The sequence below is a fragment of the Sphingobacterium sp. SGR-19 genome, assembly GCF_011043555.1.
Classification (GTDB): domain Bacteria; phylum Bacteroidota; class Bacteroidia; order Sphingobacteriales; family Sphingobacteriaceae; genus Sphingobacterium.
Genome location: NZ_JAAKGS010000013.1, coordinates 71,995 through 98,120 on the forward strand (window position 1 = coordinate 71,995; position 26,126 = coordinate 98,120).

A 26,126-nucleotide genomic window follows, 5' to 3' on the forward strand; every position below is an offset into this window, starting at 1 on the left:
AAAAAATGATGTATTTAAAAAAAGTGATGAAACTGATAGTCATACTTCTGTTTTTTACGCTTTCTACCGCTGCTGCGAGTAGTTATGGCCAACAAAATATTACATTAAAGACGAACCACACACCACTGGGTAATGTACTCAAAAACCTGGAGAACCAAGTGGATTACTATTTTGTATACCACGAGTCTGAAATCCAAGGCATATCGGTAGACCACGTTCAACTAAAAAACGCTTCTCTAACGGAGGCATTGGAAAAGATACTGAGCGGAACGAATATCGTATACAATATGGTAGGTAAAAATATTGTGTTAAAGAAAGTTTCTGCCGTAGCTGCTCCGGTTACACAGCAACAGGTCTCGGGTACCGTAACCAACGACCAGGGTGAAGCGTTGATCGGTGCCACGGTGGTAGTTCGGGGGAAAACCTTGCAAACACAAACGGACGTGAACGGCGAGTTCCAACTGACGGGACTGGAGAAGGGCGATGTTTTGGTGATTTCGTATATCGGGCATTCGCCTGGCGAACTGGTATATGAGGGACAACCAAAATTGGCGATTAGGCTTAATGCTACTGCCGGCGACCTGGATGAAGTAGTGGTGGTGGGTTATGGTACGCAGAAAAAAATTAACTTAACGGGCGCCGTGGGTTCGATCTCGGGTGACGAGCTGGAAAGCAGGCCAATTACGAATGTAGGTCGTGGGCTGCAAGGTCAAATTCCTGGGTTGACGGTTCGTGGCGAAAATACCGCACCTGGAGCTCAGGCACCAAAGATCCGGATTCGCGGTGTAGGTACTTGGGGCGATGCGAACCCGCTAATTGTCATCGATGGTGTGCCGGGCGGGAACATGAATATCCTGAATCCAGACGATATAGAAGGTATTTCGGTACTGAAAGACGCTGCCTCCTCTTCGATCTATGGGGTACGTGGCGCAAATGGGGTAGTCTTGGTAACAACCAAAAAAGGTACATCCGGCAGCCCAACGTTGAGCATGAGCAGTTACTTTGGTTGGCAGACGCCCACTGCACTGCCTAAGTTCTTGGGTTCGCCCGACTACATGATGCTACAGAACGAAGCAAATATTAACGCTGGGCAAAATCCGACCTATACAGAGGAGCAGATTGAAATTGCACGTAATGGATCGGATCCAAACTATTTTGCGAATACCGACTGGATTAATGAAGTATACCGCAAGAGTGCTCCACAACAAAATTATAACCTGAGCCTACAGGGAGGCCATGATAAAACGAGTTATTATGCTTCGTATGGTTACTTAGGTGAAGGCGGACTTGTCGTAGGCGACAATTTCAAAGCGGCGCGACATAACGCGCGCCTACGGTTAAACACAGAAGTTTTTGACCGCATTAAATTAGATGGTAACCTAGGGTATGTGGATCGTGGGTATGATGGTTCAGCTTCTGGAACGAGTCCGCTTTCAGCCGCGATATCGATCCGACCGCTAGTTCCTGTACGTTTTACCAATGGAAGTTGGGGTTATCATGGTGGACAGAGTAATCCGGTAGCGTGGGCACAAGATGGTGGGACAGATAGCTTTACATCACAAGAGATTACAGCCAACATCGCGGCAACGATCAACCTTTTTGAGGGTCTAGATCTAAGGGGGCAATATGGTTTGGTAAAGTACAATTCCAAACGGAATAAATTACTCAAAACAATCCACTATTTCAGTCCAGACGATAACGAATTGATCTACCGCACGAACTACCCGAATAGTATGCGGATGGATCATTACGCACAAACGTACCAAACGTTTATCGCAACAGCCCATTACAACAAAACGATTCAAGAGAATCATAACATAACGGGGTTATTGGGCTATTCGTTGGAAGAGACAGTAGGGAATGATTTCTGGGGATCCAGACAGCGCTTGGCTTCGCAGGACTTACCTTCCTTGGAAATTGGAACGGAAAACCAGCTGAATGGTAGTTCAAGTAATCAAAACGCGCTCATGTCTTTCTTTGGTCGTGTGAATTATGACTACAACAGCAAATACCTGTTAGAAGGTAACTTCCGCTACGATGGTTCGTCGAGATTCCATCCAGACGTTCGCTGGAATTGGTTCGGTTCCTTTTCGGCCGGTTGGGTATTCAGTGAAGAAGATTTCTTTGCGGATTTAAAGGGGTTCTGGAATTTGGGTAAGGTACGGTTCTCGTATGGTACTCAGGGTAACGATAAGGTGATGGACCCGAATAACAACTCCGTGCGCGATTTCCCTTATTTGTTAACCTTGGCACCTTCCGGCGTGACATCCAACAATCCTATCGGCGACCAGGAACGTGTAGGATTCCGGCAAAGCTACATCCCGAACCCGCAGGTGACCTGGGAGTCTGCGGAGAAGACAAATATTGGCCTCGATCTTGCATTTTTATCCAATAGGTTAAATGTTACTGCAGATTACTTTGTCAACAATACCAACGATATTTTATTAGCACGGCTTCTTCCTGATGTCATCGGCGTCGGTACAAACTATCCATCGTACAATCTGGGATCAATACAGAATAAGGGCTGGGAAGTCGTTCTGGGTTGGCAGGACAATATTGGCGAAGTGCGTTATGGCGTCAACTTCAACCTATCGGACGTAAGAAACAAGGTCACGCATCTAGAAGACCGCAGCGAAGTGCTTAATGACCAAGTACGCTTAGTGGGGCATCCCATAGGAGCATTTTATGGTTTTATAGCCGACCGCATTGCACAAGAATCGGATTTCGATATCGTTAATGGAGAGTATATTCCAAAATTCCCTTACCAACGGGGTGACCTTGTTGCGCCCGGTGATTTGATATACAAACCTACCAATCCTAACGCAACGGAAATCACCGTACAAAACGACAGACATATTCTTGGAAGTGATATACCCAGATATACCTACGGATTCCGAGGCGACCTAGCGTATAAAGGATTCGATTTCAGTTTCTTCTTGCAGGGTGTTGGAAAAGCTGATGGATACTTGGCCGGCTCTGCCAGACATCCCTTCATTAACAATAGTGCGATGCCGCAAGAAGTGCATTTGGATCGCTGGACACCGGATAATACCGATGCCTCGTATCCACGCTTTGTATACTTACGGACACATAACACGCGCATGTCGTCCAAATGGATCGAGGATGCTTCTTACCTAAGGCTGAAAAATATCCAGTTGGGTTATACGTTTCCGACGCCATGGATGGAGAAGATGCGGGTAAGCAAGCTAAGGCTCTATGTGTCGGGTGATAATTTATTTACAAAAACGAATTTTTTCTACGGATACGATCCGGAAGTGCCGGTGGGTAACACGGGCGGCTATTATCCGCAAGTGAAAACGTTTATAGTAGGTCTCAATTTAAATTTTAAATAATTGGCAATCATGATCTTTCACAAAAAACATAGAAAAAACTTTAAGCTAGCCCTGTTGCTGATAGGTTTGGGGGCGACGAGCAGCTGCAGCGATTTTTTAGACCGATACCCCCAAGATGAAGTCATCGACGAGACGTTCTGGAAAACGCAGGAACAGTTAGAAATGGCGGCAACCGCTATCTACTCTCGTGTAAAGGCCAAAAACTTTGTGGATATGGAAAACTTGGGTGAAAACACGATGTGGCCACAAACCCATGAGTACAAAGATATAGGCTCGGGGGTGTATCCGGTGACACAGCCCACCGTAAATAATGAATGGCGTAATATGTTCAGGGATGTACGGGAATGCAATGCTTTTCTACAGAACTATCACGATGCCGAGGAGACTGAGCCCGGGGCAAAGGAACGCTTGGCTGCCGAGGTACGGGTGATCCGCGTACTGAACTATAGTTTCATGACTTCTTTTTTCGGGGATGTGCCCTTGATTACTACCCCCCTGGAGCTAGAAGACCCCGAGGTGTATGGCGAAAGAGATCCACAGGAGAAAGTGGTGGACTTCCTATTGGATGAACTTGATTTGGCTGCGGAAAATCTTTCCGAAGAAATTCCTACGGGTGATAACCTCGGTAGGGTGAACAAAGGCACAGCTTTAGCCTTAAAAGCTAGAATTGCCCTTACGTATGGGCGTTTTGATGTAGCCGAAGAAGCTGCGAAAGCGGTCATGGATATGGGCGTATATTCCTTGTATAATACCGGCGATCCTGAAACATCCTACTACGATCTGTTCACCAGAAACGGCAAACTAGCGGAAGGGCGAAACAAGGAAACAATTTTTGCCCGCATGCACAAAATGGATATCATCATGCATAACTTAAGTCGGGAAATCCAGGTACCGGATCAATTCGCACGTTTTGTACCTACACGCTCTCTTGTAGAATCGTATTTATGTAGCGATGGCTTGCCGATTGATAAATCGCCTCTTTACAAGGACGATACCTATGCGGACGTGTTCAAGAACAGGGATCCGCGCATGACGCAAACCATCCTTGTGCCGGGGGATAAATGGGGTGGTCGTTATGACGGTAGACCGATAGCGGATAATCCTGATCCAAGCATCTACATGGTACCTAAATTTAGTCAAGATGGCCGGGGGTCGGTTACGACAACAGGTTATTATTATAAGAAATACGTGGAACCGAGCGCCGTCCCTAATTACAACCGGGATGACAATGATATTCATCATATCCGCTATGCGGAGGTGCTGCTAACCTATGCTGAGGCTCGCTTCGAACAGGGTAAGCTGACGCAGGATGACCTCGATATATCTATTAACCTACTTCGTGACCGGGTTGGTATGACGAGAATGGATCTTGCTTTCTTGGCACAGTATGGTATGGACGTTCGTGAAGAGATTCACAGAGAACGTCGGGTTGAATTGGCGTTGGAAGGACATCGTTATTTCGACGTGAGAAGGTGGAAAGAAGGAGAACGTCTTGGCCAAGATATCGAAGGTGTAAAAGCTTCTTGGTTTCCAGCATTAAGCTCGAATACTTACCGAAAAAACGAGGAGGGTTATTTGGTGGTGCAGTGGAACAGAAGTTTTGAAAATCCGAAGCATTATCTGTGGCCTGTTCCGCAGGTGCAGAGGGAACGAAATCCGGCTCTCGGACAGAATCCGGGCTGGGAATAACCAGACGCCATCGGATGAACATAGAAGCGGTATCTTTTTAGGTACCGCTTTTTGATTATTTTACTTCGCGATTCGCCTTAAATATTCCCCGTATCCGGACTTTATCAGCGGTTCGGCGAGTTGTAGCAGTTGCTCTTTGTCAATATAGCCCATCCGGTAAGCGACTTCTTCGATCGCGCCGATTTTCATCCCTTGCCGTTCTTCGATCACTTGAATAAACTGACCTGCCTGCATCAGTGATGTGATGGTGCCTGTATCTAGCCAAGCTGTCCCGCGGTCGAACACACCGACTTTGAGTTTGCCCCGACGGAGGTATTCCTTGTTAATATCTGTGATTTCCAATTCTCCGCGCGCAGAAGGTTTTATATTTTTAGCGATTTCAATGACATCGTTATCATAAAAATAGAGTCCCGGAACGGCATAGTTTGATTTGGGTACGGCTGGCTTCTCCTCGATGGATACCACGTTTTTCTCCGCGTCAAACGCGACGACACCGTACCGTTCGGGGTCGTGCACGGGATAGGCGAATACCACCCCGCCGTCCGGATCGGCACAACCTTGCAGCAATTTGGACATCCCCGACCCGTAGAAGATATTATCTCCCAAGATAAGCGCCACCTTATCTCCACCGATAAATTCCTCTCCCAGGAGAAACGCCTGTGCAAGTCCATCTGGACTCGGCTGTTCTTTATAGGAGATTCGACAGCCAATTTGGGAACCGTTTCCCAAAAGCTTCTGGAAATTTGGCAGATCCTGCGGCGTGGAAATGATTAAAATTTCGTTAATCCCGGCCAACATCAGGGTAGATAACGGGTAATATATCATCGGCTTATCGTACACAGGCATAAGTTGCTTGGATACGGCTAGTGTGAGTGGGTGTAAACGCGTACCGGAACCTCCGGCCAATATAATACCTTTCATTTTCTGTTTTTATTGTTAGAGACTTCTAGCGTTCTAACGCAATCATCTCCGTTAAGCTATCAAACCAAAATGGTACTCGAACGTTAAAAATATGCTTTATCTTACTTTTATCCAACAGGGAGTACGCCGGACGTTTGGCAGGGGTGGGGTATTCTGATGTCGGAATGGGGGTGATTCGGCATGTTGCGCCAATCAGCTCCCGGATCGCGACTGCAAAATCGTACCATGAAAGCTGACCTTCATTGGAATAGTGGTACATACCCGGATGCCAATCATTTGCTTTTATAATATCGATAATGGCTTGGGCGAGGTCTCTGGCGTAGGTAGGTGAACCGATCTGATCATGGACTACCGACAATTCTTCTCGTTCATTCAGAAGTCGGATCATTGTTTTGACAAAGTTGTTGCCATAAGCAGAGTATACCCAAGAGGTACGTATGATAATGCTTTCGGGTGTCCATTTCTGTATAGCTTGCTCACCTTTCCACTTCGTCAGTCCGTAGATATTTAATGGCGCTGTAGGGGTGTCTTCCGTTAAAGGTTCATTGGAATGGCCGTCAAAAACATAGTCCGTCGAAATCGCGAGCAGTTTTGCACCGTACAAACGGCAATATTGCGCTATTTCTTCCGTTGCCAGATGATTTATTGCATCTGCGAGTTCCGGTTCACTTTCCGCTTTATCTACAGCTGTATATGCTGCTGCGTGGATAATGATATCAGGCTCATACATCCCCAGGATATCTTGGATAATCATCGTTTGCTCAAGAGGAAGCTGTTTTCTGTCCAAAAAGAAGGTTTCGAAACCTTCTTCTTTTTCCAACAGTTCTTTTAGCTCGGAGCCGACTTGCCCATTGGATCCGGTTACGAGGATTCGTGGTCTAGGGCTCGCCATTGGCGATTTGGTATGCATAGTTTCTTGATTGGCTTGCATGGCTTCGCTGAATGCTATGGTTTATTTCTCCCAGAAGGGTAATGCTTTATCTTTTTCTGAAATAATCAGCTCCTCTCCTACGAGCTGCCAATCGATGGCCAATGTCGGATCGTTGTACCGCACACCCCATTCGGAATCCTTATGATAAAAATTGTCGCATTTATAAAAAAATGTAGCGGTATCGGAAAGTACGACAAAGCCATGTAGAAAGCCTCTCGGAATAAACACTTGTAGATTGTTCTCGTCGGAGAGCTCGACAGCTTCGTATTGCCCGAAGGTCGCTGAATCAGGGCGTGCATCGACCATGATATCAAGGACATGCCCCTGTAATACGCGCACCAGTTTTGCCTGTGCATGTTTGCCTCCTTGGGCATGTAAACCACGGAGCACACCTTTTGTGGAAAAAGACTGATTGTCTTGTACAAAACGTGTTTCCGTTCCGGTCAGTTCCTGAAAGGTTTTTTCGTTAAAACTCTCAAAGAAATAACCCCGCTTATCGCCCAGTTTTAATGGTTCCAGGATAAAACATCCCTGAAGCTTTGTTTCTATAATTTTCATCTCTTTAATTTCACAAGCTATTTGCCGTATTGCTCTTCATAATACTTCTGATAACCTCCCGAGGTCACATTCGATAACCACTCCCGGTTGTCCAAAAACCAATCAATAGTACGAGAAAGCCCTTCTTCAAATGTAACGGATGGTGTATAACCCAGTTCTGTATTGATTTTGCTCGCATCAATAGCGTAACGTAGGTCATGCCCAGGACGGTCTTTTACGTAAGCAATCAATTTCTCCGACGTGCCTGAAGCTCGACCGAGCTTCTCATCCATCTGTTTGCATAGCTCTTTAACGAGATCAATGTTTTGCCATTCATTGAAGCCTCCAATATTGTACGACTCTCCATTTTTCCCTTGGTGGAAAACCAGATCAATGGCTCGTGCGTGGTCTACCACGAACAACCAGTCGCGCGTGTATTTCCCGTCACCATATATGGGTAGTGGCTTGTTGTCCAGTATATTAAGGATGCAAAGGGGTATAAGTTTTTCAGGAAAGTGGTTGGGGCCATAGTTATTCGAACAGTTGGTAATAACAACGGGTAGCCCGTAAGTATCTTGATAAGCTCGTACGAAATGGTCGGAGGAAGCTTTTGAGGCGGAATAAGGGGAATGCGGATCATACGGGGTATCCTCCGTAAATAGTCCTGTTTCTCTTAAAGTACCGTACACCTCGTCTGTCGATACATGGTGAAAGCGCTTGCCTTCATAGCCGTCTTTCCATGTTTCACGTGCAGCGTTCAAAAGATTTACAGTGCCCAACACATTGGTCATGACGAAATCGGTAGGCGCAGCAATAGAACGGTCTACATGCGATTCGGCGGCCAAATGGATAACGCCATCGGGTTGATAGGATCTGAATAGTGCCAATATGCCTTCTGCATCCCGGATATCTTGCTTGACGAAGGTATAATTAGGTTTTCTCTCGACATCTTTCAGGTTTTCCAAATTACCGGCGTAGGTTAAAGCATCAATATTAACTATATGGTAATTGGCATACTTATTTACAAATTCACGAACGACGTGGGATCCGATAAACCCGGCTCCGCCTGTGATGAAAATTGTTTTGTCCATAATTCAAAGATAATTCTTTTCCCCTTTTTCTTGATAAAAAGGGGACAAAAATCAAGGCTGAATATAGTTTTGCTATTTTTATTTATCTATTCCTAAAACAGAATAAAACTCACTTCGTTCAGACATTATTCTGTTTTTTACGGAATAGCCTGCCTAAAAATGGTCGCAAAACAATATAAGGCCGATTAAATACGCATAAACGCAAAGTTATAGTAAACACTTTAGATACGCTATGCATGATCCCCTCCTTAACCTTAAAGGTCACATCCAGATATTTGACGACTGTAGGGATTTTCTTTCTGCACTATCCAATATGTCAAATATCTGAAGTGATGAGCTTTTTGGTTCTTTTTCGCGGAGAAAAAGAACAGCTATATCGCTAATTTCTGACTATCTTCAAATATAGAGGCGTTTTTTATGGGATTGTCTTTCAACAAATCAAAGGTATCATATTTCAATGCAACCATTTTAAGCGCGTGAAGGTGTTTATTGTGGTGCATATCTGTTCCAACCAGATCATACATGCCGGATTTTATCAACGTCAGCGCTATTGATTTGACGGGTTCTCCGTAATATCGGGAGATGGACAGCAGATTAAGTTGCAGTAAACAACCTGCATCTTTAATTTCTTTATATACCTTGAAATTCTGGTGATAGTAATTATATCGTTCTGGGTGTGCTAAAATTGGTTGGTAGCCCTTCTCCTGAATATCCTTAATAGTCTGAAAAAGTGCTTTGGATTCTGCCAAATAGGACATTTCGATAAGTATATGCCTATTTGGTAGTGGACAGAGATTTCCGCTTTGGATCCAAGTCTCTAGCTGATCGTCGATCATATACTCTGCAGAATATTGAAGATCAAACTTGATTCCCTGATCGGTAAGTGCCTGTTTTAGCTTTGCATGGGTGTCCTTAATAGTGGTCGGTGTATTGTCGTATACGCCATGCATCACGTGCGGTGTCGATATACATTTTTGAATTCCTAATTCTTTTAACCCTTGGATAAGTTTTAAGGATTGTTCTATATCCGGGCTACCGTCGTCGATGCCGGGTAGGATATGGTTATGCATGTCTACCCCGATCCATGCTAATTTTCCGACAGCCTCATTTTGATTTGCATTACGTTTGAATAAGTTTTTCCAAAAAGACATTATTAATAATTTTAATTAGCTACTTCCCCATTTTGACTTTCGTCTCTAATACCAGCACAATAATACAGCCAATATTACACATATAAAACGAGAAATGCCTCAAAAACGCTACTATTAATTAAATAATTGTTAAATTAACGGAGAATTTTCCTTTTCTAATAGCTCGTAAACATGTTTTACGTCCTGTGCAAAAGCTTTGTCCATGATCAAAACTGCATCTGTTGTATTAACCACTACACAATTTTGTAGACCTAAGAATACGGTGTGCTTGCCAATTTCGCCGATAACAATATTCCCGTGTTCATCCGTTGGATGCCCCTTTGCAACAAGGTAATCATATAACGAATCAAACGACCCCATATCTGACCAATGGAAAAACGATGGTACGACCTTAATGCTATCGCTCCGTTCCATAATAGCGTAATCAACGCTTTTTGATGGTATTTTGCGGGACAGTTCTTCATCCAAAATGCCCGCTTTTGCCGCATCAAAAGTTGCTTTTGACGCTGTATATACTTTCGGATCAAAGCGCTCTAGTTCCTGCAGATAGGTCGACGCCTTAAAACAGAATATCCCCGAGTTCCACAAAAAGTTACCACTTTTTAGGAAATCTTTTGCTGTATCGAAATTGGGCTTCTCCCGAAAGGATAGGACATCGTTCCCTTCGGATTCTATATAACCATAGCCCGTCTCTGGTCGTGTAGGGTTTATTCCAAAAGTGACAAGACTACCCTCTTTTGCAAACTCTATCCCTCGCTTGATAGCCTGTAAATACTGTTCATCCCCTTCGATAAGGTGGTCGGATGGCGTAACAATCAGGATATCATCCGGATCGCGCGATAGTGCGGCAAACGCTATGGCTGCTGCTGTATTTCGAGGGACTGTTTCGATGATAATATCGTGCGAAACGGCTTTTAAATCTTCCTTGGCTAAATCGATATTTTGTACAGAGCCGACCAAAACCACATGGTCACATACCGATTGATTTCTTTCGATCGTAAGTTCAAATAATGATTTTTCGTTAAAGATCGACAAATATTGCTTTGGCTTTGACTTACGCGACAGCGGCCATAACCTAGAGCCTACTCCACCCGATAAGATGACATTTACTATTTTTCCCATAATTTTAAATCTCGGTTTGTTCTTGTTTTTGAAAGTGTTTTTCTATTAGAGCGGTCGTAATCTGATCACGCTTAAGATAAAGCTGAGCGCTTGCCATGGCGTCCGACAGAGGGTCATGGTGATTCAGATCGATGTCCATAATACGGCAACAGATGCTTAGTTTGGTCCGCTTAAATCCTTTTGATCTGTATATTTCACTCGTACACTCCCAAATTGGCGAAAGCTGCAGCACATTATAATCCAGGTTGTACAATCTCATCGTCTTTATAAGAACTTCCCTGTCAAATTTCTCATTATGTGCCACCATTCGACTGCCTTTGAGGTATCTCTCTATCGTCGGAAAAAGTTCCAAAAACGTCGGTGCGGTCAATGTGTCTTTTGGCTTAATACCGTGTACACGGGTTGTCTGCCACATGTATTGGTTTTTTGGAGGGCGAACCAAACTATGGAATTGGTCCACAATCTTACTGTTTTCCACCTTCACAATACCTACGGCACACACACTGGTATAAGCTGCGGTAGCGAGTTCAAAATCTATTGCCGTAAAGGTCATTAATGCTATTTTAACTTTTTTAAAAAACTGTACAAAGATAACCATTCTCTTTTTCTTTTTTTCTTGACAAAAAAAGAAACAAAAAAGTCAAGACTTGCATGGTTCCGCTACCTTTACTTGTCTATTCCTAAACAAAATAAACTCGCTCCGCTCAAACAGTATTTTGTTTTTAACGGAATATCCTGCGTAAAGCTGGCCGCGGAACAATGCTAGGTCGTTTTAATCCGCGTAACTATTAGTTTTTATTGATCGTTTTTATTACACATTGCACAATCCCCTATTAACCCTAAATGCCACATCAAAAATTTTGAAATATGTAGAATTCTAATTTATGCACTATCCCTCCCATCAAAATTTTTAAGTGGCGATTTTTTTTGTTTCTTTTTTTGAGGAAAAAGAAGAAAATTAATACCGATATCGCTCCCGCCATTTGCTGCGAAGGGATTCTCTGATTTTATTCTCCGAGGGGTTGTCTCCGGGATCATAAAGCACTGTTCCGCTGAGTTTATCGGGGAAGAACTCTTGTTCTACGAAATTGCCGGGATAGCTGTGCGCATATTTATATGCTGTACCGTAATCCAGTTCTTTCATCAGTTTGGTTGGCGCGTTCCGCAGGTGTAATGGCACCGGTAGATCGCCTGTTTGCCGCACCAATGCCTGAGCCTTACCAATGGCTTCATAGGATGCGTTGCTCTTCGCTGAAGATGCTAGATAGGTGACTGTTTGTGCCAAGATAATACGGGATTCCGGCCAGCCGATAACATTGACGGCCTGAAAGCAGGTGTTTGCTAATAACATAGCATTCGGGTTGGCATTGCCTATATCTTCGGAAGCCAGAATGAGTAACCGTCTAGCGATAAACGAGGGGTCTTCTCCGCCCTCTACCATGCGCGCCAGCCAATACATCGCGGCATTGGGATCGCTCCCACGGATCGACTTGATAAAGGCAGAAATAATATCGTAATGTTGCTCGCCGGTCTTATCATACAGCGCCATATTTTGCTGTACTTGTTTGAGTACAAACGCGTTAGTAATGGGTTGTTTCTGGGCGTGGGCAGCGTGGACAACAAGTTCGAATACATTCAGCAGCTTGCGGGCATCTCCGCCAGAAAGCCGAAACAGTGCTTCATATTCTTCTATTTGGACGGGATGTTCCTGTAAGTAACTATCCCGTTCAATGGCCTGTTCCAAAATAGCGGTCAGTTCCTGTTCGGAGAGATGCTCAAGCACATATACTTGGCAACGGGAAAGCAAGGCGGAAATCACTTCAAATGAAGGGTTTTCGGTTGTCGCGCCAATAAGGGTCACCAATCCTCGCTCCACCGCTCCTAAAAGGGAGTCTTGTTGAGATTTGGAAAACCGATGAATCTCATCGATAAATAGAATAGGCTGCTCTTGATTAAACTGATATAATTTGTCTGCTTTATCAATTACTTCGCGGATATCTTTGACACCTGATTGGATGGCACTTAGCGAAAAAAAAGGTCGGCCGAGTTCACGGGCAATAAGTAGCGCCAAACTCGTTTTGCCGACGCCCGGCGGCCCCCAAAAAATCATCGAGGGTATATTTTTCTGCTCGACAGCGTTACGAAGAACAGCGCCTTCTCCTATAATATGATGTTGCCCAATATAATCTGCAAGACCTTTTGGGCGCATTCGCTCTGCTAAGGGTATCGATGTTGCCATAACACAAATATACTAATTCCTTTAGCAATTCATGAACAATGGCTAATGTCTCGCCCCGCTACGATTCCCTCTCCAAATGGCGAAGGCAAGACCTAAAACCAATAGAACCGATGCAATTAACGAAACAATATTACTAATTTGCATTGTTTTCGGAGCAAAAATAAACTCAACCGTATGATTTCCTCCAGGCACTTGTAATGCTCGGAGAATATAATCGGCCCGAACGATCGGCACTTCGTCTCCATCGATATAAGCTTTCCATCCCTTTTCGTAAAACACTTCAGAAAATACCGCAAAGGCATCCGTAGGTGATGTATATTCGTATTTCAGTGTGTCGGGATGATAAGACACTAACTTGATTTCCGCATTTTCTGACTTTCCAAGGCGGCCGGTATTCAGCATATTCTTAAATTCTTCGTGGACGAATGCCTCCTTTTGTGGATCGAAGCTGCTGATAGCCTGCATCTCCTGTGCGTTGCTGTTGACGAATGTTACCCTGTCGACAAACCAAGCATTGCCCGCAGCGGTGCTTCTGCGCTTGATCTGTTCAGCATTGTTTTCTGGATTTTTAGTAATCAAATAACGTACATTGAACATATCCAGCACATCCTCGTTAAGAGCGCCATTAAATTGGTGTTCCAGCACTTCTTGGAACCGCATCAGTTTGGCCGCGTGGTATCCACCCAAATTCTTGTGATAATAGGATGCACGTGCATCGGAAAACGGATTGGTTGTTAGATCCAACACGCGATAGCTCAAATCTTTATCCAATCGAACCAGTTGATCGACTTCCCGCTCGGGAATTCGGGTATTGGAGGTACGCTCATCCACGAAAGAATCGTTGTTTAAATAGCGTTTATCCACTGACCATAAATCGGCGAGTATGACGACACCTAATATGCCAACAAAAAGAGGCATGCTTAGCTTCTTCTTGATATAGAACCATACCAATCCAAATGTAATCAACACAATAAAAAAGGAGCGATACGCATCTGCCGTTGCCAGCGATGCCCGATCTTTAACTAACGCGCTAGCTACCTGTCCGGCAGCATGTTTATCGCCAAATGCTTGCTCTAAAGACGAGACCAGTTGTTGGTGTTGGGAATTTCTGAAGTCCAAGAATAGGCTAGGCATGAAAGCAATCAGCAAACAGAATCCACCGACGCCAATAAAGGTATACAAGACTTTTTTATCTAGGTTTGCAATCCGATCGGCATTGGTAAACAATTCGTTTACCCCCAAAATGGCCAATATGGGAATTAGGATAGCCGGGATGACCAAAATAGACTCCACCGCCCTAAACTTATTGTACATCGGGAAATAGTCGAAAAACAAATCGGAAACTAATGGAAAGTGACGTCCGAATGCTAAGAAGATAGTCAAGATCGTTGCGGTAAGAATCCACCATTTGATTTTATCTCTGACGATAACCAATCCTAAAATAAAAAGGAATATGACAGCGGCTCCAAAATACCATGGTCCTGAGGTAAACATTTTCTCGCCCCAATAGGTGGGTAACTGGCTTGCAAACTGTGTCGCTTGCATCTCGGGTACACCAAGTCCCGTCATGGTTTTTGCGACTTCGGATTTTCCGTCCAATACGCCACCTGTACGTCCTCCATAAGCATTCGGAATCAAGAAAGTGATGTTTTCGCCGACGCCTTGACTCCAGTCATAGGCATACTGTTTGTCGAGACCGGCTCCTTTCCCTCCATTGTCATCCACTTTTTGGATATTGGCCTTTCCACGAATCGTTAGCTGGCTATACTCGTAGGTAGGGAATAGGACCGATGCATTCACCAAAACGGCCACCAGTACAGCGCCTATCTGCAAAGCTGACGCTTGCAAAAAAGGCTTCCATTGTTTGCTCCGAATAGCATAATAGAGCTCAAAACCTACCAGCACCAATAACGCAATAAACAGGTAGTAGGTCATCTGGATATGGTTTGACCGAATTTCCAAAGCAAGAAAGAGGGTAAGTAAAACGGGGCCCCAAAGTCTGCTCCCGCGATAACACAGCAGTACAGCCCCTATAATCGGTGGCAAATACGCAATAGCATATGCCTTATTGAGATGCCCGGCCTCGATATAAATAAAGTTGTAGGAGGTAAATGCCAACGCAACGGCGCCGACGGCCGCCAGCCATGGCTTTATGCGAAGTACAGAAAACAGGAAATAACCGCCTAACAGATATAACAGGACAATGTCGGTCGGAGCAGGGAAAACCGTGCTAATACCTCTGTTAATATAAGACGTTATATTGTTGGCATGTTCATACCAGATCTGATAGGTAGGCATACCACCGAACATCGAGTTGGTCCAATTGGGGGCATGTCCATCCTTTGCTTTATAATCAAAAAGTTCTTGCTGGCTGCCCATGGCTTGAACTACATCGGATTGAACCAACGTTTTACCTCCAAATATTGGGGAGAAATAAAAAAACACCAGTGCGATGAATATCGCGATAATGATAAGGTGTGTTGAGTTCTCCTTAAACCACTGTTTCATATAGTTTTGTTATCTTTTGTTCTTCATTCTTAGTCCTTGAGCCGATAAAATGGCCTCAACGCCAAAAATATATAAATAATTGGAATCCGAAGGCTATTAATCGGTTTTTTGTATTAAACGCTGAATGTTGGAAAGTTCTCCAAACAGCACAAGCAGATCTCCTTCCTCTAATCTTGTTTCCGATCTAGCGATTCCCGATGCTTCATTCCGGAGCCTGGTCTTTCCATCTACTTTCTCTTCATAGGACTTTACTGTGGTCAGGACGATCACTTTAAATTGATTAGTGAGATTGGCTTCTCTTAAGGTCATACCTACATATTTAGAGGGAACACGTGTTTCCACGATGCTATATCGATCGGATATCTTAAAAGAATCAATAATATCGACATTATCCAAACGCATGGCTAATCGCTCTGCAGCTTCCTCTTCGGGCATGATATAGTCGTCTATCTGCATGGCCTCGAGCACGGTTTTCTGTAATTCAGAAACGACTCGCCCTATGATCCGTTTTACATTCAGCCGCTTTAGCAGAGCTGTCGTCAGTAAGGATGCGCCCTCATCTTCGCCTATCGCCACGATCACCGCATGGGCGTCTTTTAATGGAAGCGCAGTCATGGCCTCTCTGTCTGTCGTATCCATACACACCGTATGGGTTATCTTGTCTTTAAGCTGTTCCACAATCGCCAGCTTTTTATCGGCTGCAATAACTTCATGGCCCAATTCCGTTAAGTGTACCGCCAATGATTTTCCAAAGTGTCCGAGCCCTAAAACTATGTATTTCATATGTATATTAACTTGTCTTTAAAAGACCATATGGAATATCCAGAATGTATATTCATCCGTATTTGTGGTTTGCAATCATGGATATTTCATTAAAATAAAATCTTTTCAGTAGGGTAAATATAACTTTTGTTTTTGGTGTTCCTAATAAGAGCAACCAATAATGTTAATGTGCCAACTCGCCCTACAAACATCGTGACTGCCACAATAATCTTGCCTGTTGCCGATAATGAGGGGGTAATACCCAAACTCAAGCCGCAGGTGGAATAGGCTGATACGACTTCAAAAAGGAGCGCTTTCATTTCCTGCTGGGGATCTGCGAAGTTCATTAACACAAAGCTCAGTGTAATGGTTACCACAGAGAGCAAGATAATCGCGAATGCTTTGTTTACGGATTCCGTCGCTATCCGTCGCTTATAGATCTCGATGGATTCTTTTCCTCTCGCGAGAGCTATGATATTCATTAAAGCTAAGGCTACTGTTGTGACTTTCACGCCTCCTCCGGTCGAACCCGGCGACGCTCCCATCCACATCAATGTGACCATCATGATCAAGGTGGGTGTAGCGACAAAGTTAATATCCACGCTGTCGAATCCGGCCGTCCGGGAAGAATTTGCCATGAACAACGAAGTAACCCATTTACCTATCGTGGAGGAATCGTCAACAAGCGTGTGGCGCTGTTCCAGTAGAATGTAGGAGATCGTTGCCAATACCAAGACGATGCCGTTGCACAATAACATAAAACGCGTGTTAAACGTAAATGCTCGTGGCTTATGGATATATGGTTGGCGACGGAACAGCCTATGTCCCAACTGCTTGGCTTTCTGTTTCAAGAAAGTATAAAAATTGTATACTGTCCCAAATCCTAATCCGCCCAATATAAACGAGCACATAATGGTTAATTGAAAGCCATAATTGAATCGATACGCCTCGTTTCCCATACCTTCTGGCAGAATGGTAAATCCGGCGTTACAGAAAGACGAGATCGCATGGAACGCCGAAAAAAAGATACGCTCGCCGATAGATTCAAATTGCGCCGCATCTAGTGAAAAGAAAATAAACAAGCCCCCAATCAACTCAAAAAAGAGCGTAATAAAGATAATGGTAAATAGGGTAGAGATAACCGAATTCAGTTTATTCTCCCCCAATATTTCGCCGAACATCAGCTGATTTTTATAGGAAAAGCCACCTGAGAAAAAATAACCGAAAAAGCCCGTGAACGTCATAATCCCCAGCCCACCGATCTGGATGAGCAGCATAACGACGCTCTGTCCGAAAACAGAGAAGTTCGTGGATATATCGGTTACGGTAAGCCCGGTAATACAAACGGCACTTGTGGCCATAAAAAGAGCATCTACAAAACTCAGCGGAGCAACGATTGTGGTTCGGGGCAGCATCAACAGTACCGTTCCCAATAGAATGAGCGCGAGGAAGCTGATCACGAATAGGATGGTGGGATTGAAATAGAAATTATCGAAAAAGAGCGTGTTACGCGATAATTCGGACAGGAAAACCAATACAATACCCACGTACACCCATTCCATTTTGGCAAGATATCCCCAATCTACTACTCGGGAAACACTGACAATCAGGAAGTAGACGAGCAGCACCAAGCCGGATATATGGGATACGTTGATCTTCCGCTCGGCCAGGATAGCCGCGACTGTCCGGAGGGCACCGAGTATAAAGAGGAAATAGAACATCGCGATGACGGTGTCTTCCGAAGTTTCCACAAGCTGTTTATCGGTAATGTAGCCAATATGGGCCAAGGTCATCAAGGCACATACCATGCTCAAATAGAACATGGTTCGATCCACTAATTTGTTTCTATATTTCAGTAAAAATCTTAAAAACCCGATGATTGCATGCATTCTTGAAAGTTCTTCTCTTTCTAAGCTCCTTCCGCCCTATTTTTCTTTCTTTTTGAATAAACCCCTAAAAAAACCTTTTGTTTGTTGTGTTGTTTCTTTCGTGCGTTCCACGGTTTCTTTTGCCACTTCCGCCCGCTCTTTCCATTTTTCTTCGCGTTCTTTGCTGATTCCGGCGGTTTGTTTGATTCCGTCTAGCAAACTCTCCCACAGATTCTTGAAGAACGTATGTTCTGGGACACGACGATGATTCACCTTTCCGACGTGATATTTCTCATTTGCATCGGGATTACTATCATTTATTATGAGCTGATTAACTAGAAACGATGCTATCTTCAACGAACTCTTTTTCTTCGGTTTACCTGGATCAGCTTTAAGATCGATTTTAAGGTTATCGTAGTCGAAGCGGAAGTCGCCACGGCTGCGATAGTCTGTTCCGCTGATATCGAAGCGGATACCGCGTATATTACCCGACCGAATGCCGACATTCAATAATGGATCTAGGATACGGTTGAACGCCGTCGCGCCCATGCTCCCTAACGTACCTTGGTAATTATATTCTCCCGTTTTGCTCAACATATCAAAAGCGAATTTGACATGTAAGTTACCCCTCCCCATGATCTTCGCAAACAAATCGGCTCGCATATATTTGTCTTTCGACAATGTAAGGGTGTCATTGGTGACGTTGGTCAACGTGCCTGTTACCCCATCAAAGCTAATCTCGCCTTCTCGGTGATACTTACCGCTCATTTCACCATACACCACATCTACATCCTTGACGAGGACAGTATCTACGTGGATCAATTTTTTAACCCGCATCAGTTTCTGATGAGGTGCTTGGCCAATTTGGTTAACAGGCTGTTTAGGGTATCGTTTGTCTCCATATAACTTCGCGTATCCGTTTTTTACAAATGCACGATGAGCTACGGTATGCTGCTTTTCAATCAATTGCTTAAAATCCAGCTTTTCTAAGTAAAGCGTATCAAAATGCAGATCGGCACGTGTCACATTTTTGCCATGCTTCTTATAAAAAGTCGCTTTATCCAACACTGGCTTGTAATTCACATTGGTTAATAGGAGGGTTTGCTCCTGCGTATTGATTTTCAACGTGTCAAACTTGGCCATGTAAAATCCGTTCGAAAACGTGTATTCAAATCCGGGCACAATAGCTTCAATCAGCTTGGTGTAATAAAGACGGGAGGTATCTGCTTGCGCATTTTCATCTATTAAAATATCTTCCACACGAATCTGAACACTGTCTAAGCCAAAGTCGGTCGACCTGCTATCTGTCAGCTTTGTATATTTAAATGCGGCATTTTCGATGTCTATCTTTCCGATATTCACCAAATTAAACACCTGCTTTACGCTTTCATATAAGCTTTTTTTAGGCTTTTCGACGGCGGCCGTATCATTATAGGCATGGTATTTATTTGTTAAATGAATATGGGGATCGGTTAAGTCAATAGATTTAATGTTCAATTCTCTATTGCGGAGCACATTCAAGATGCCAAAACGCCTTACTTTCAGCTCTTTGATTTCGATATTGTAAAGATTGTCTGGTGCAAGCTCCGCGGCTTCCATACGAGCATATACTTGTGTATCTGCTTTTAAAACTGCGTTTTTTAAGGTAACATTCCCCAAAGCAATGGTCATGTCAAGGTCTTCATACGTCAAGCTGTACAGACTATCTGTCGAATTTTGAACCAGTTCTTTTAATTTTTCTTCAACTATAGGTTTCCAGTTACGCGAAAAATACCAAGATATTCCCCCGAAAGCCACAACAATCAATACAAGAATGCCAATGACCCATTTCCAGATTGGTTTCATATATGCTATGATTCTTAAATTATGCTTGCTAATTACTTCTTAACAACAATTTAATATCTATTTATGTTTTGGTTACGTTTTTTCTTTTGTTTTTAATTCCTAGTGTCTTGATTATGGTATATACTTAAATAGCTATCGTAACGGGAGGATTCGATTTCGCCGCTTTCAACGGCTTCGAGTACAACACATCCGGGCTCATTGATATGCCGGCAATTATGAAAACGGCATTCATTTAAACGCGCGCGCATTTCAGGAAAAAAATGACCCAGTTCTGCTTTCTCAATATCAACGATACCCAATTCTCTTATGCCGGGCGTGTCAATAAGCTTTCCACCGACGGAAAGATTAATCATTTCGGCAAAAGTCGTTGTATGTTTTCCCTTATCTGACCAATCTGATATCTCACCTGTTTTTAACGCCACCGACGGCTCTATCGCATTAATGAGCGTCGATTTTCCGACACCTGAATGACCAGACACCAACGTAGTTTTATCTTGCAGCAGGAGACGTATTTCTTCGATGTTCGTCTTTTCCATGGCGGACACGGCATAGCAGGGATAACCGATATGTTCGTAGATAGCCATATAGTCTTCCAGTATTTCCAAACCTTCTTCGGAAAACAGGTCTAGTTTGTTGAATACTAAAAAGGCCGGAATATCGTAGGCTTCTGCGGTTACTAAAAAGCGATCTATAAAACCAAGGGAAGTAGGGGGTGACGCTAACGTTACGACGAGCATGGCTTGGTCAAGATTAGCGCCGATGACCTGGGCTTGCTTGGAAAGGTTAATCGATCGACGGATAATGTAGTTTTTACGAGGTTCGAGTGCCGTAATAACCGCGCTATCTTGATCTGGCTCTAATTCGTAATGAACCCAATCGCCTACGGCAATGGGATTGGTGGTCTTAATTCCCTTTGTACGGAACTTACCTTTGATACGGCATGGTATACGTTTACCCTCTTCGTTCTCCACCAAGTACCAACTTCCCGTCGATTTCGTTACCAAGCCGCGCATATTTATAAAATATGTTGTTTAGATATTGCCATAGAGCAAAAGTATGTTTTCTTTTTTTCCCCCAAAAAAAGAAACAAAAAAATCGTCGTTGTTTTTTGTTGAATCCTCATGGGATAGTGCAAAAACAGAATTCTACAGACTCAACAAAAAAGAGGCGACATCTAGGGTTAATTGAGGATTGTGCAAATGCGTATGATAATCAGGAATAATAAAATATGCGGATATGCGTTCTAAAACGACCTTGTACTGTTCTGCGGCCATTTTTATGCAGGTTATTCCGTTAAAAACAGGATGTTGTTTGAGCGCAGCGAGTTTCATTCTGTTTAGGAATAGCCAAGGAAAAATAGCAGAATCGTACTCAGTCTTGATTTTTTGTCCCTTTTTTTATCAAGAAAAAAGGGGAAGAAGATTATCTTTGTTAAATGGTGAAAAAATTATTTCTGCTAGATGGCATGGCCTTGATATATAGGGCTTACTTCGCGTTGAATAAGGTTCCCCGGTTGACGTCTTACGGACTCAATACAGGTGCTGTTATGGGTTTTACGAATACCTTATTGGAAGTTTTGAAGAACCAAAAGCCTACGCATATTGCCGTGGTATTCGACACAGAAGCGCCTACCAACCGGCATCTTGAATTTGAGGCTTACAAAGCACAGCGGCAAGTTATGCCGGAAGATCTGGTAAAATCTATTCCTTATATTTTCCGCCTTATTGAGGGTTTCAACATTCCTATCATCACAAAAGACGGTTATGAAGCGGATGATATCATCGGAACCATGGCAAAAAAAGCGGAGAGCGAGGGTTTCACTGTTTATTGTATGACACCTGATAAAGATTTCGGGCAGCTGGTATCCGATCAGATATTTATTTACAAACCCGCCCGTATGGGTAACGGAGCAGAGGTTTTGGGTGTACCTGAAATTTTGGAGAAATGGGAAATCACGGATGTATCGCAGGTCATTGATATTCTCGGGCTTTGGGGTGATGCCGTCGATAACATCCCGGGCATTCCGGGTATAGGTGAAAAGACGGCAAAGAAACTCATCCAACAATACGGCTCGATAGAAAAGCTCATTGAAAATAGCCATGAATTGAAAGGTAAACAACGGGAAAATGTAGAAAGTTTTGCCGAACAGGGACTTATATCTAAAAAACTCGCGACCATCTTACTGGATGTGCCGGTAGAACTGGACGAGAAACGATTGGAACTAGAAGAGCCTGACCGCGCATTATTAGAACCTCTTTTTGCCGAACTGGAATTTCGTACGCTAGGCAAACGGGTATTTGGCGATGACTACAATGTCGTGGAAAGCGCTGCCAAAAACCCGTCCGGTCAGATGGATTTATTCGCACCGACGCCATCCGAACCCGCTGTAACTTCTGCTGTATCGCCTACAGAGCCCGTTGTGGCCGGCTTAAATATACATAACACACCACACGAGTATATATTGGTAGATACCGAAGAAAAGCAGCAAAAATTAGCACAGCGATTGGCCACACTTTCAAAATTTTGCTTTGATACAGAAACAACTTCCGTCGATGCCTTAGCGGCCGATATCGTTGGCTTTTCTTTTGCTTTCGAAAGGGGCAAAGCCTATTATGTACCTACACCGGCAGATCATACCGATGCCCAAGCTATCGTTGATATTTTTAAAGCTGTCTTCGAAGATTCTCGGATTGAAAAAGTAGGACAGAACCTAAAATACGATATTCTTTTGTTATCCCGCTATGGTGTCCGTGTACAAGGTCCCTTATTTGACACGATGATCGCACATTACCTTATTGATCCAGATACACGCCATAATATGGATATTTTGGCAGAGAATTATTTGGGATACACGCCGGTTTCGATCACCGAGCTTATCGGTCCGAGAGGTAAAAAACAGGCTAATATGCGGGATGTAGAAGTCGAAAAAGTGGTGGAGTATGCCGGCGAAGATGCCGACATTACTTGGCAGCTACATGAGATCCTAAAGCCTTTGTTGGAGGAAACACACACCATGCGCTTGGCAGAGGAAGTCGAATTCCCACTGATCTATGTCCTTGCCGAAGTCGAAAAAAATGGGGTAAAAATCGATGTAAATACATTACAAGGATTCTCCTTATCACTTGATGAAGATATTAGACGACTAGAACAAGTTATATACGAAAAAGCGGGTTTACAATTTAATATTGCTTCTCCAAAACAGTTGGGTGAAATACTCTTTGACAAATTGCATCTCGATCCTAAAGCGAAGAAAACCAAAACAGGGCAATATAAGACGGGTGAGGATGTGCTGCTGGCATTAGCACACAAATCGGATATCGTAAAGGATATACTGGATTTCCGACAACTACAAAAGTTGAAATCAACCTATGTGGATGCTCTGCCCGGCCTAATTCATCCAGAAACCGGATTAATACATACGTCTTACAACCAAGCAGTCGCTGCAACGGGAAGGTTGAGTTCTACAAATCCGAATTTACAGAACATCCCGATCCGGACAGAACGAGGACGCGAGGTTCGGAAAGCATTTATCCCACGGAAATCGGGCAATGTACTCTTATCTGCCGACTATTCCCAGATCGAGCTTCGCTTGATGGCATCGCTCAGCCAGGATAAAAATATGTTGGACGCGTTTGCTGCCGGACATGACATCCATCGTGCCACCGCTGCACGTGTGTATGGGATACCATTGGAAGAGGTAACCGCGGACCAGCGTAGAAATGCGAAAGCAGTAAACTTTGGAATAATATATGGCCAGTCGGCGTTTGGCCTCTCACAAAGTCTTGGCATTCCACGGAGAGATGCTGCCGCTATCATCGACCAATATTTTTCACAATATACGGGCATCCAGGAGTATATGCGAAAAGCCATCGAGTTTGCTAAAGAACATGGTTATGTGGAAACTATTTTGAAGCGCCGGCGTTATTTGAGAGATATTAATTCTGCGAACATGACCGTTCGGGGCTTCGCCGAACGAAACGCAATCAATGCGCCTATACAGGGCTCTGCAGCGGACTTGATTAAAATCGCGATGATTAATATTCAGCAGGACATCGTTGAGAAAGGGTTAACGGGCAAAATGATTATGCAGGTACATGATGAATTGGTGTTTGATGTTCCAAAGGAAGAGGTGGAGCAGCTATCTTCCATCGTCACCGAGCGCATGAAAAATGCCATTGAACTACAGGTACCTATTGAGGTAGAGGCAGGCACTGGAAACAATTGGCTCGAAGCACATTAAAGATATGCAGCGTATAGGATTATTTCTTATTTTATCATTTACTACGCTCTTTGCGAAAGGACAAGAGCTGGACACGACGGGGAATATAACGCTATTCGAAAAAGCACCCATGGGTCTTGTACGGTTCTATTTTGATGATTACTACTACTTGGTAGACAAAGACTGTGCATTTAAATCTATTGAACGCGTATCGCAGTTTATTGTGGATAAGAATGTATTCCATGCTGACTTCCGAGATTTTGACCGAAACGGAACGGTTGTACTCACGGGGTACCATAATCAAGGCGTAAAAGAAGGGCCATTTAAAGCCTATCATCCGGATGGTACATTGAAATGGGAAGTAACCTTTGTACAGGATAGGCCTGTTGGCGATTGGAAATATTATTATCCAGATGGGAAACCGATGCTGACCGTCAATTATGATGAAGCAGCGGTCCGAATTATGGCCTTTTGGGACCGAAGAGGCCGACAACGAATAACAGAGGGGAACGGTAGTTATGAATTTCGGATGCCTTTTGCATTTTATAATGAATACGGTTATCCTTTTTTTGAGCGAAAGGGAAGAATACGGAATGGTGTTCCTCGCGGATATTGGACAACCCACATGATTGATCATAACGAGAAAAAGACATTATATACGGAAGAGGTTTTCGATGATTCAGGCATGCTGAACGAAGGCTACAACCTCTTCTTGGATGCAACCTACCGGACGCCGATGGCATTTATTCCGACATCGTATTTCTATACGGCCGAGAGGCTATTATCCAAGCCGTGCAGCTTTGATGATCATAGCGGATTCAATACGTATTTATCAGAAAAATTCAGTGCTATGCTGAGAAGCAGCCCAACACTTACGAATATGGAAGATAAATTTAGTTACGAAATACTATTGGACGAGGAGGGAAATCCAACTAGTGTTACATTAAAAGACTCACTAACGACAAAAGAGCTAAACCGCTATCTAGAGATGGCAATTAATGAAATCCCCTTTTACTTTCCCTCCCTTGACCAAAAGGGAAACGCGACAGCGGATACGCTGACGGTTTATGGAAATCTCAGTATCAATGGCGCAGGACAATTCCATTTTCATAGCTTTCGGATCGTAAGGGAAAAACAACCTTAGCTGATTTCGCCGAAGTATGTTATCTTTGTAAAAAAGTTTACCCATTACGAGATGAAATTCCATAAAGAAGGATATACCAGTTTGGCAATCGTTGTATTGTTTGTGTTCGTGATTAATGCGCTGGCCGACTATTACGATGCATCTGTTTACCTTAAATGGTTTTTATATGCGCTTTCGGCATTCTTGCTTGTTGCTATTCTCCAATTTTTCAGAAGCCCCATCAAGCGGATTACACCGGACGAACAAATTGTGCTCTGCCCGGCAGATGGAAAAGTCGTGGTAATCGAAGAAACAGAAGAAACCGAATATTTTAAAGATCGACGAATACAGGTTTCCATTTTTATGTCCCCTATAAATGTACACGTCAACCGTAACCCGATCAGCGGTGTGGTATCGTATTTTAAGTACCATCCGGGGAAATTTTTGGTGGCATGGCATCCGAAATCATCCACAGATAATGAAAGGACGACCATTGTTGTACAAAACGAATCTCATATCGAGGTACTATTCCGGCAGATTGCGGGTGCTATGGCAAGGCGTATCGTATGGTATGTGAAGGAAAACGATGATGTGGCACAAGGTGAAGAGTTTGGGTTCATCAAATTTGGTTCCCGTGTGGATTTGTTTTTGCCATTAGGCACGGAAGTTACCGTAAATATCGGCGATAAAGTCGTTGGTGGGAAAACAGTAATCGCAAAAATATAATATAAGCTTACGATAAATTGCCTCAGGTTTCGTACTTTAGA

The 26,126-nt window shown here is 43.7% G+C and carries 18 protein-coding genes; 5 read left to right on the forward strand and 13 right to left on the reverse strand.

Translation table 11 applies throughout. The annotated features are described in order from the left end of the window. Positions 1–26 precede the first annotated feature (26 nt). Positions 27–3,353, forward strand: coding sequence for a TonB-dependent receptor (locus tag G5B43_RS18545; RefSeq protein WP_240904928.1), 3,327 nt, complete (start codon positions 27–29; stop codon positions 3,351–3,353). A 9-nt stretch (positions 3,354–3,362) separates the two neighbouring features. Beyond that, positions 3,363–5,042, forward strand: a complete 1,680-nt coding sequence (locus G5B43_RS18550) for a RagB/SusD family nutrient uptake outer membrane protein (RefSeq protein WP_165296301.1) — start codon at positions 3,363–3,365, stop codon at positions 5,040–5,042. Positions 5,043–5,102: 60 nt separating this feature from the next. Here G5B43_RS18550 and rfbA read toward each other — a convergent pair whose 3' ends face one another. The 13 genes from rfbA to rsgA form a co-directional block, all read right to left on the reverse strand. Continuing rightward, positions 5,103–5,963: a glucose-1-phosphate thymidylyltransferase RfbA gene (gene rfbA, locus G5B43_RS18555; RefSeq protein ID WP_165296302.1), complete on the reverse strand. Its 861-nt coding sequence runs from the start codon at positions 5,961–5,963 to the stop codon at positions 5,103–5,105. 25 nt (positions 5,964–5,988) lie between these two features. After that, entirely contained in the window at positions 5,989–6,873 is an 885-nt protein-coding gene (gene rfbD / locus G5B43_RS18560; RefSeq protein WP_240904926.1) for a dTDP-4-dehydrorhamnose reductase, read from the reverse strand. Between the two features lie 42 nt (positions 6,874–6,915). Further along, complete coding sequence (gene rfbC, locus G5B43_RS18565) at positions 6,916–7,452, reverse strand: dTDP-4-dehydrorhamnose 3,5-epimerase (protein WP_165296303.1); 537 nt, start codon at positions 7,450–7,452, stop codon at positions 6,916–6,918. A gap of 17 nt (positions 7,453–7,469) precedes the next feature. Next, positions 7,470–8,522: a dTDP-glucose 4,6-dehydratase gene (gene rfbB, locus G5B43_RS18570; protein ID WP_165296304.1), complete on the reverse strand. Its 1,053-nt coding sequence runs from the start codon at positions 8,520–8,522 to the stop codon at positions 7,470–7,472. A gap of 371 nt (positions 8,523–8,893) precedes the next feature. Next, positions 8,894–9,673 carry a tyrosine-protein phosphatase gene (locus tag G5B43_RS18575; RefSeq protein ID WP_165296305.1) on the reverse strand — a complete coding sequence of 260 codons (780 nt, stop codon included), beginning with the start codon at positions 9,671–9,673 and terminating at the stop codon, positions 8,894–8,896. Positions 9,674–9,802: 129 nt separating this feature from the next. Further along, the gene (locus G5B43_RS18580) at positions 9,803–10,795 is read right to left on the reverse strand and encodes a mannose-1-phosphate guanylyltransferase (RefSeq protein WP_165296306.1); all 993 of its coding nucleotides are present in this window, start codon (positions 10,793–10,795) and stop codon (positions 9,803–9,805) included. A gap of 4 nt (positions 10,796–10,799) precedes the next feature. Beyond that, entirely contained in the window at positions 10,800–11,348 is a 549-nt protein-coding gene (locus tag G5B43_RS18585) for an exonuclease domain-containing protein (RefSeq protein ID WP_165296307.1), read from the reverse strand. A gap of 405 nt (positions 11,349–11,753) precedes the next feature. Further along, positions 11,754–13,034 carry a replication-associated recombination protein A gene (locus G5B43_RS18590; RefSeq protein WP_165296308.1) on the reverse strand — a complete coding sequence of 427 codons (1,281 nt, stop codon included), beginning with the start codon at positions 13,032–13,034 and terminating at the stop codon, positions 11,754–11,756. A 42-nt stretch (positions 13,035–13,076) separates the two neighbouring features. Continuing rightward, the gene (locus G5B43_RS18595) at positions 13,077–15,542 is read right to left on the reverse strand and encodes a YfhO family protein (RefSeq protein ID WP_165296309.1); all 2,466 of its coding nucleotides are present in this window, start codon (positions 15,540–15,542) and stop codon (positions 13,077–13,079) included. Between the two features lie 96 nt (positions 15,543–15,638). Further along, entirely contained in the window at positions 15,639–16,325 is a 687-nt protein-coding gene (locus G5B43_RS18600) for a potassium channel family protein (protein ID WP_165296310.1), read from the reverse strand. 89 nt (positions 16,326–16,414) lie between these two features. Further along, entirely contained in the window at positions 16,415–18,193 is a 1,779-nt protein-coding gene (locus G5B43_RS18605) for a TrkH family potassium uptake protein (RefSeq protein WP_206367424.1), read from the reverse strand. Positions 18,194–18,229: 36 nt separating this feature from the next. Next, on the reverse strand, positions 18,230–20,017 hold the full coding sequence (locus G5B43_RS18610; protein WP_165296311.1) for a hypothetical protein: 1,788 nt from the start codon (positions 20,015–20,017) through the stop codon (positions 18,230–18,232). 92 nt (positions 20,018–20,109) lie between these two features. After that, complete coding sequence (gene rsgA, locus G5B43_RS18615; RefSeq protein WP_165296312.1) at positions 20,110–21,030, reverse strand: ribosome small subunit-dependent GTPase A; 921 nt, start codon at positions 21,028–21,030, stop codon at positions 20,110–20,112. A 425-nt stretch (positions 21,031–21,455) separates the two neighbouring features. Here rsgA and polA point away from each other — a divergent pair, with 425 nt between their 5' ends. The 3 genes from polA to G5B43_RS18630 are packed head-to-tail and all read left to right on the forward strand — an operon-like array spanning position 21,456 to position 26,085. Further along, positions 21,456–24,257 (forward strand): DNA polymerase I, encoded by a 2,802-nt coding sequence (polA, locus tag G5B43_RS18620; RefSeq protein WP_165296335.1) that lies wholly within the window; start codon positions 21,456–21,458, stop codon positions 24,255–24,257. A 4-nt stretch (positions 24,258–24,261) separates the two neighbouring features. Beyond that, the gene (locus tag G5B43_RS18625; protein ID WP_165296313.1) at positions 24,262–25,380 is read left to right on the forward strand and encodes a toxin-antitoxin system YwqK family antitoxin; all 1,119 of its coding nucleotides are present in this window, start codon (positions 24,262–24,264) and stop codon (positions 25,378–25,380) included. Between the two features lie 51 nt (positions 25,381–25,431). Then, the gene (locus tag G5B43_RS18630; RefSeq protein WP_165296314.1) at positions 25,432–26,085 is read left to right on the forward strand and encodes a phosphatidylserine decarboxylase family protein; all 654 of its coding nucleotides are present in this window, start codon (positions 25,432–25,434) and stop codon (positions 26,083–26,085) included. Positions 26,086–26,126 lie beyond the last annotated feature (41 nt).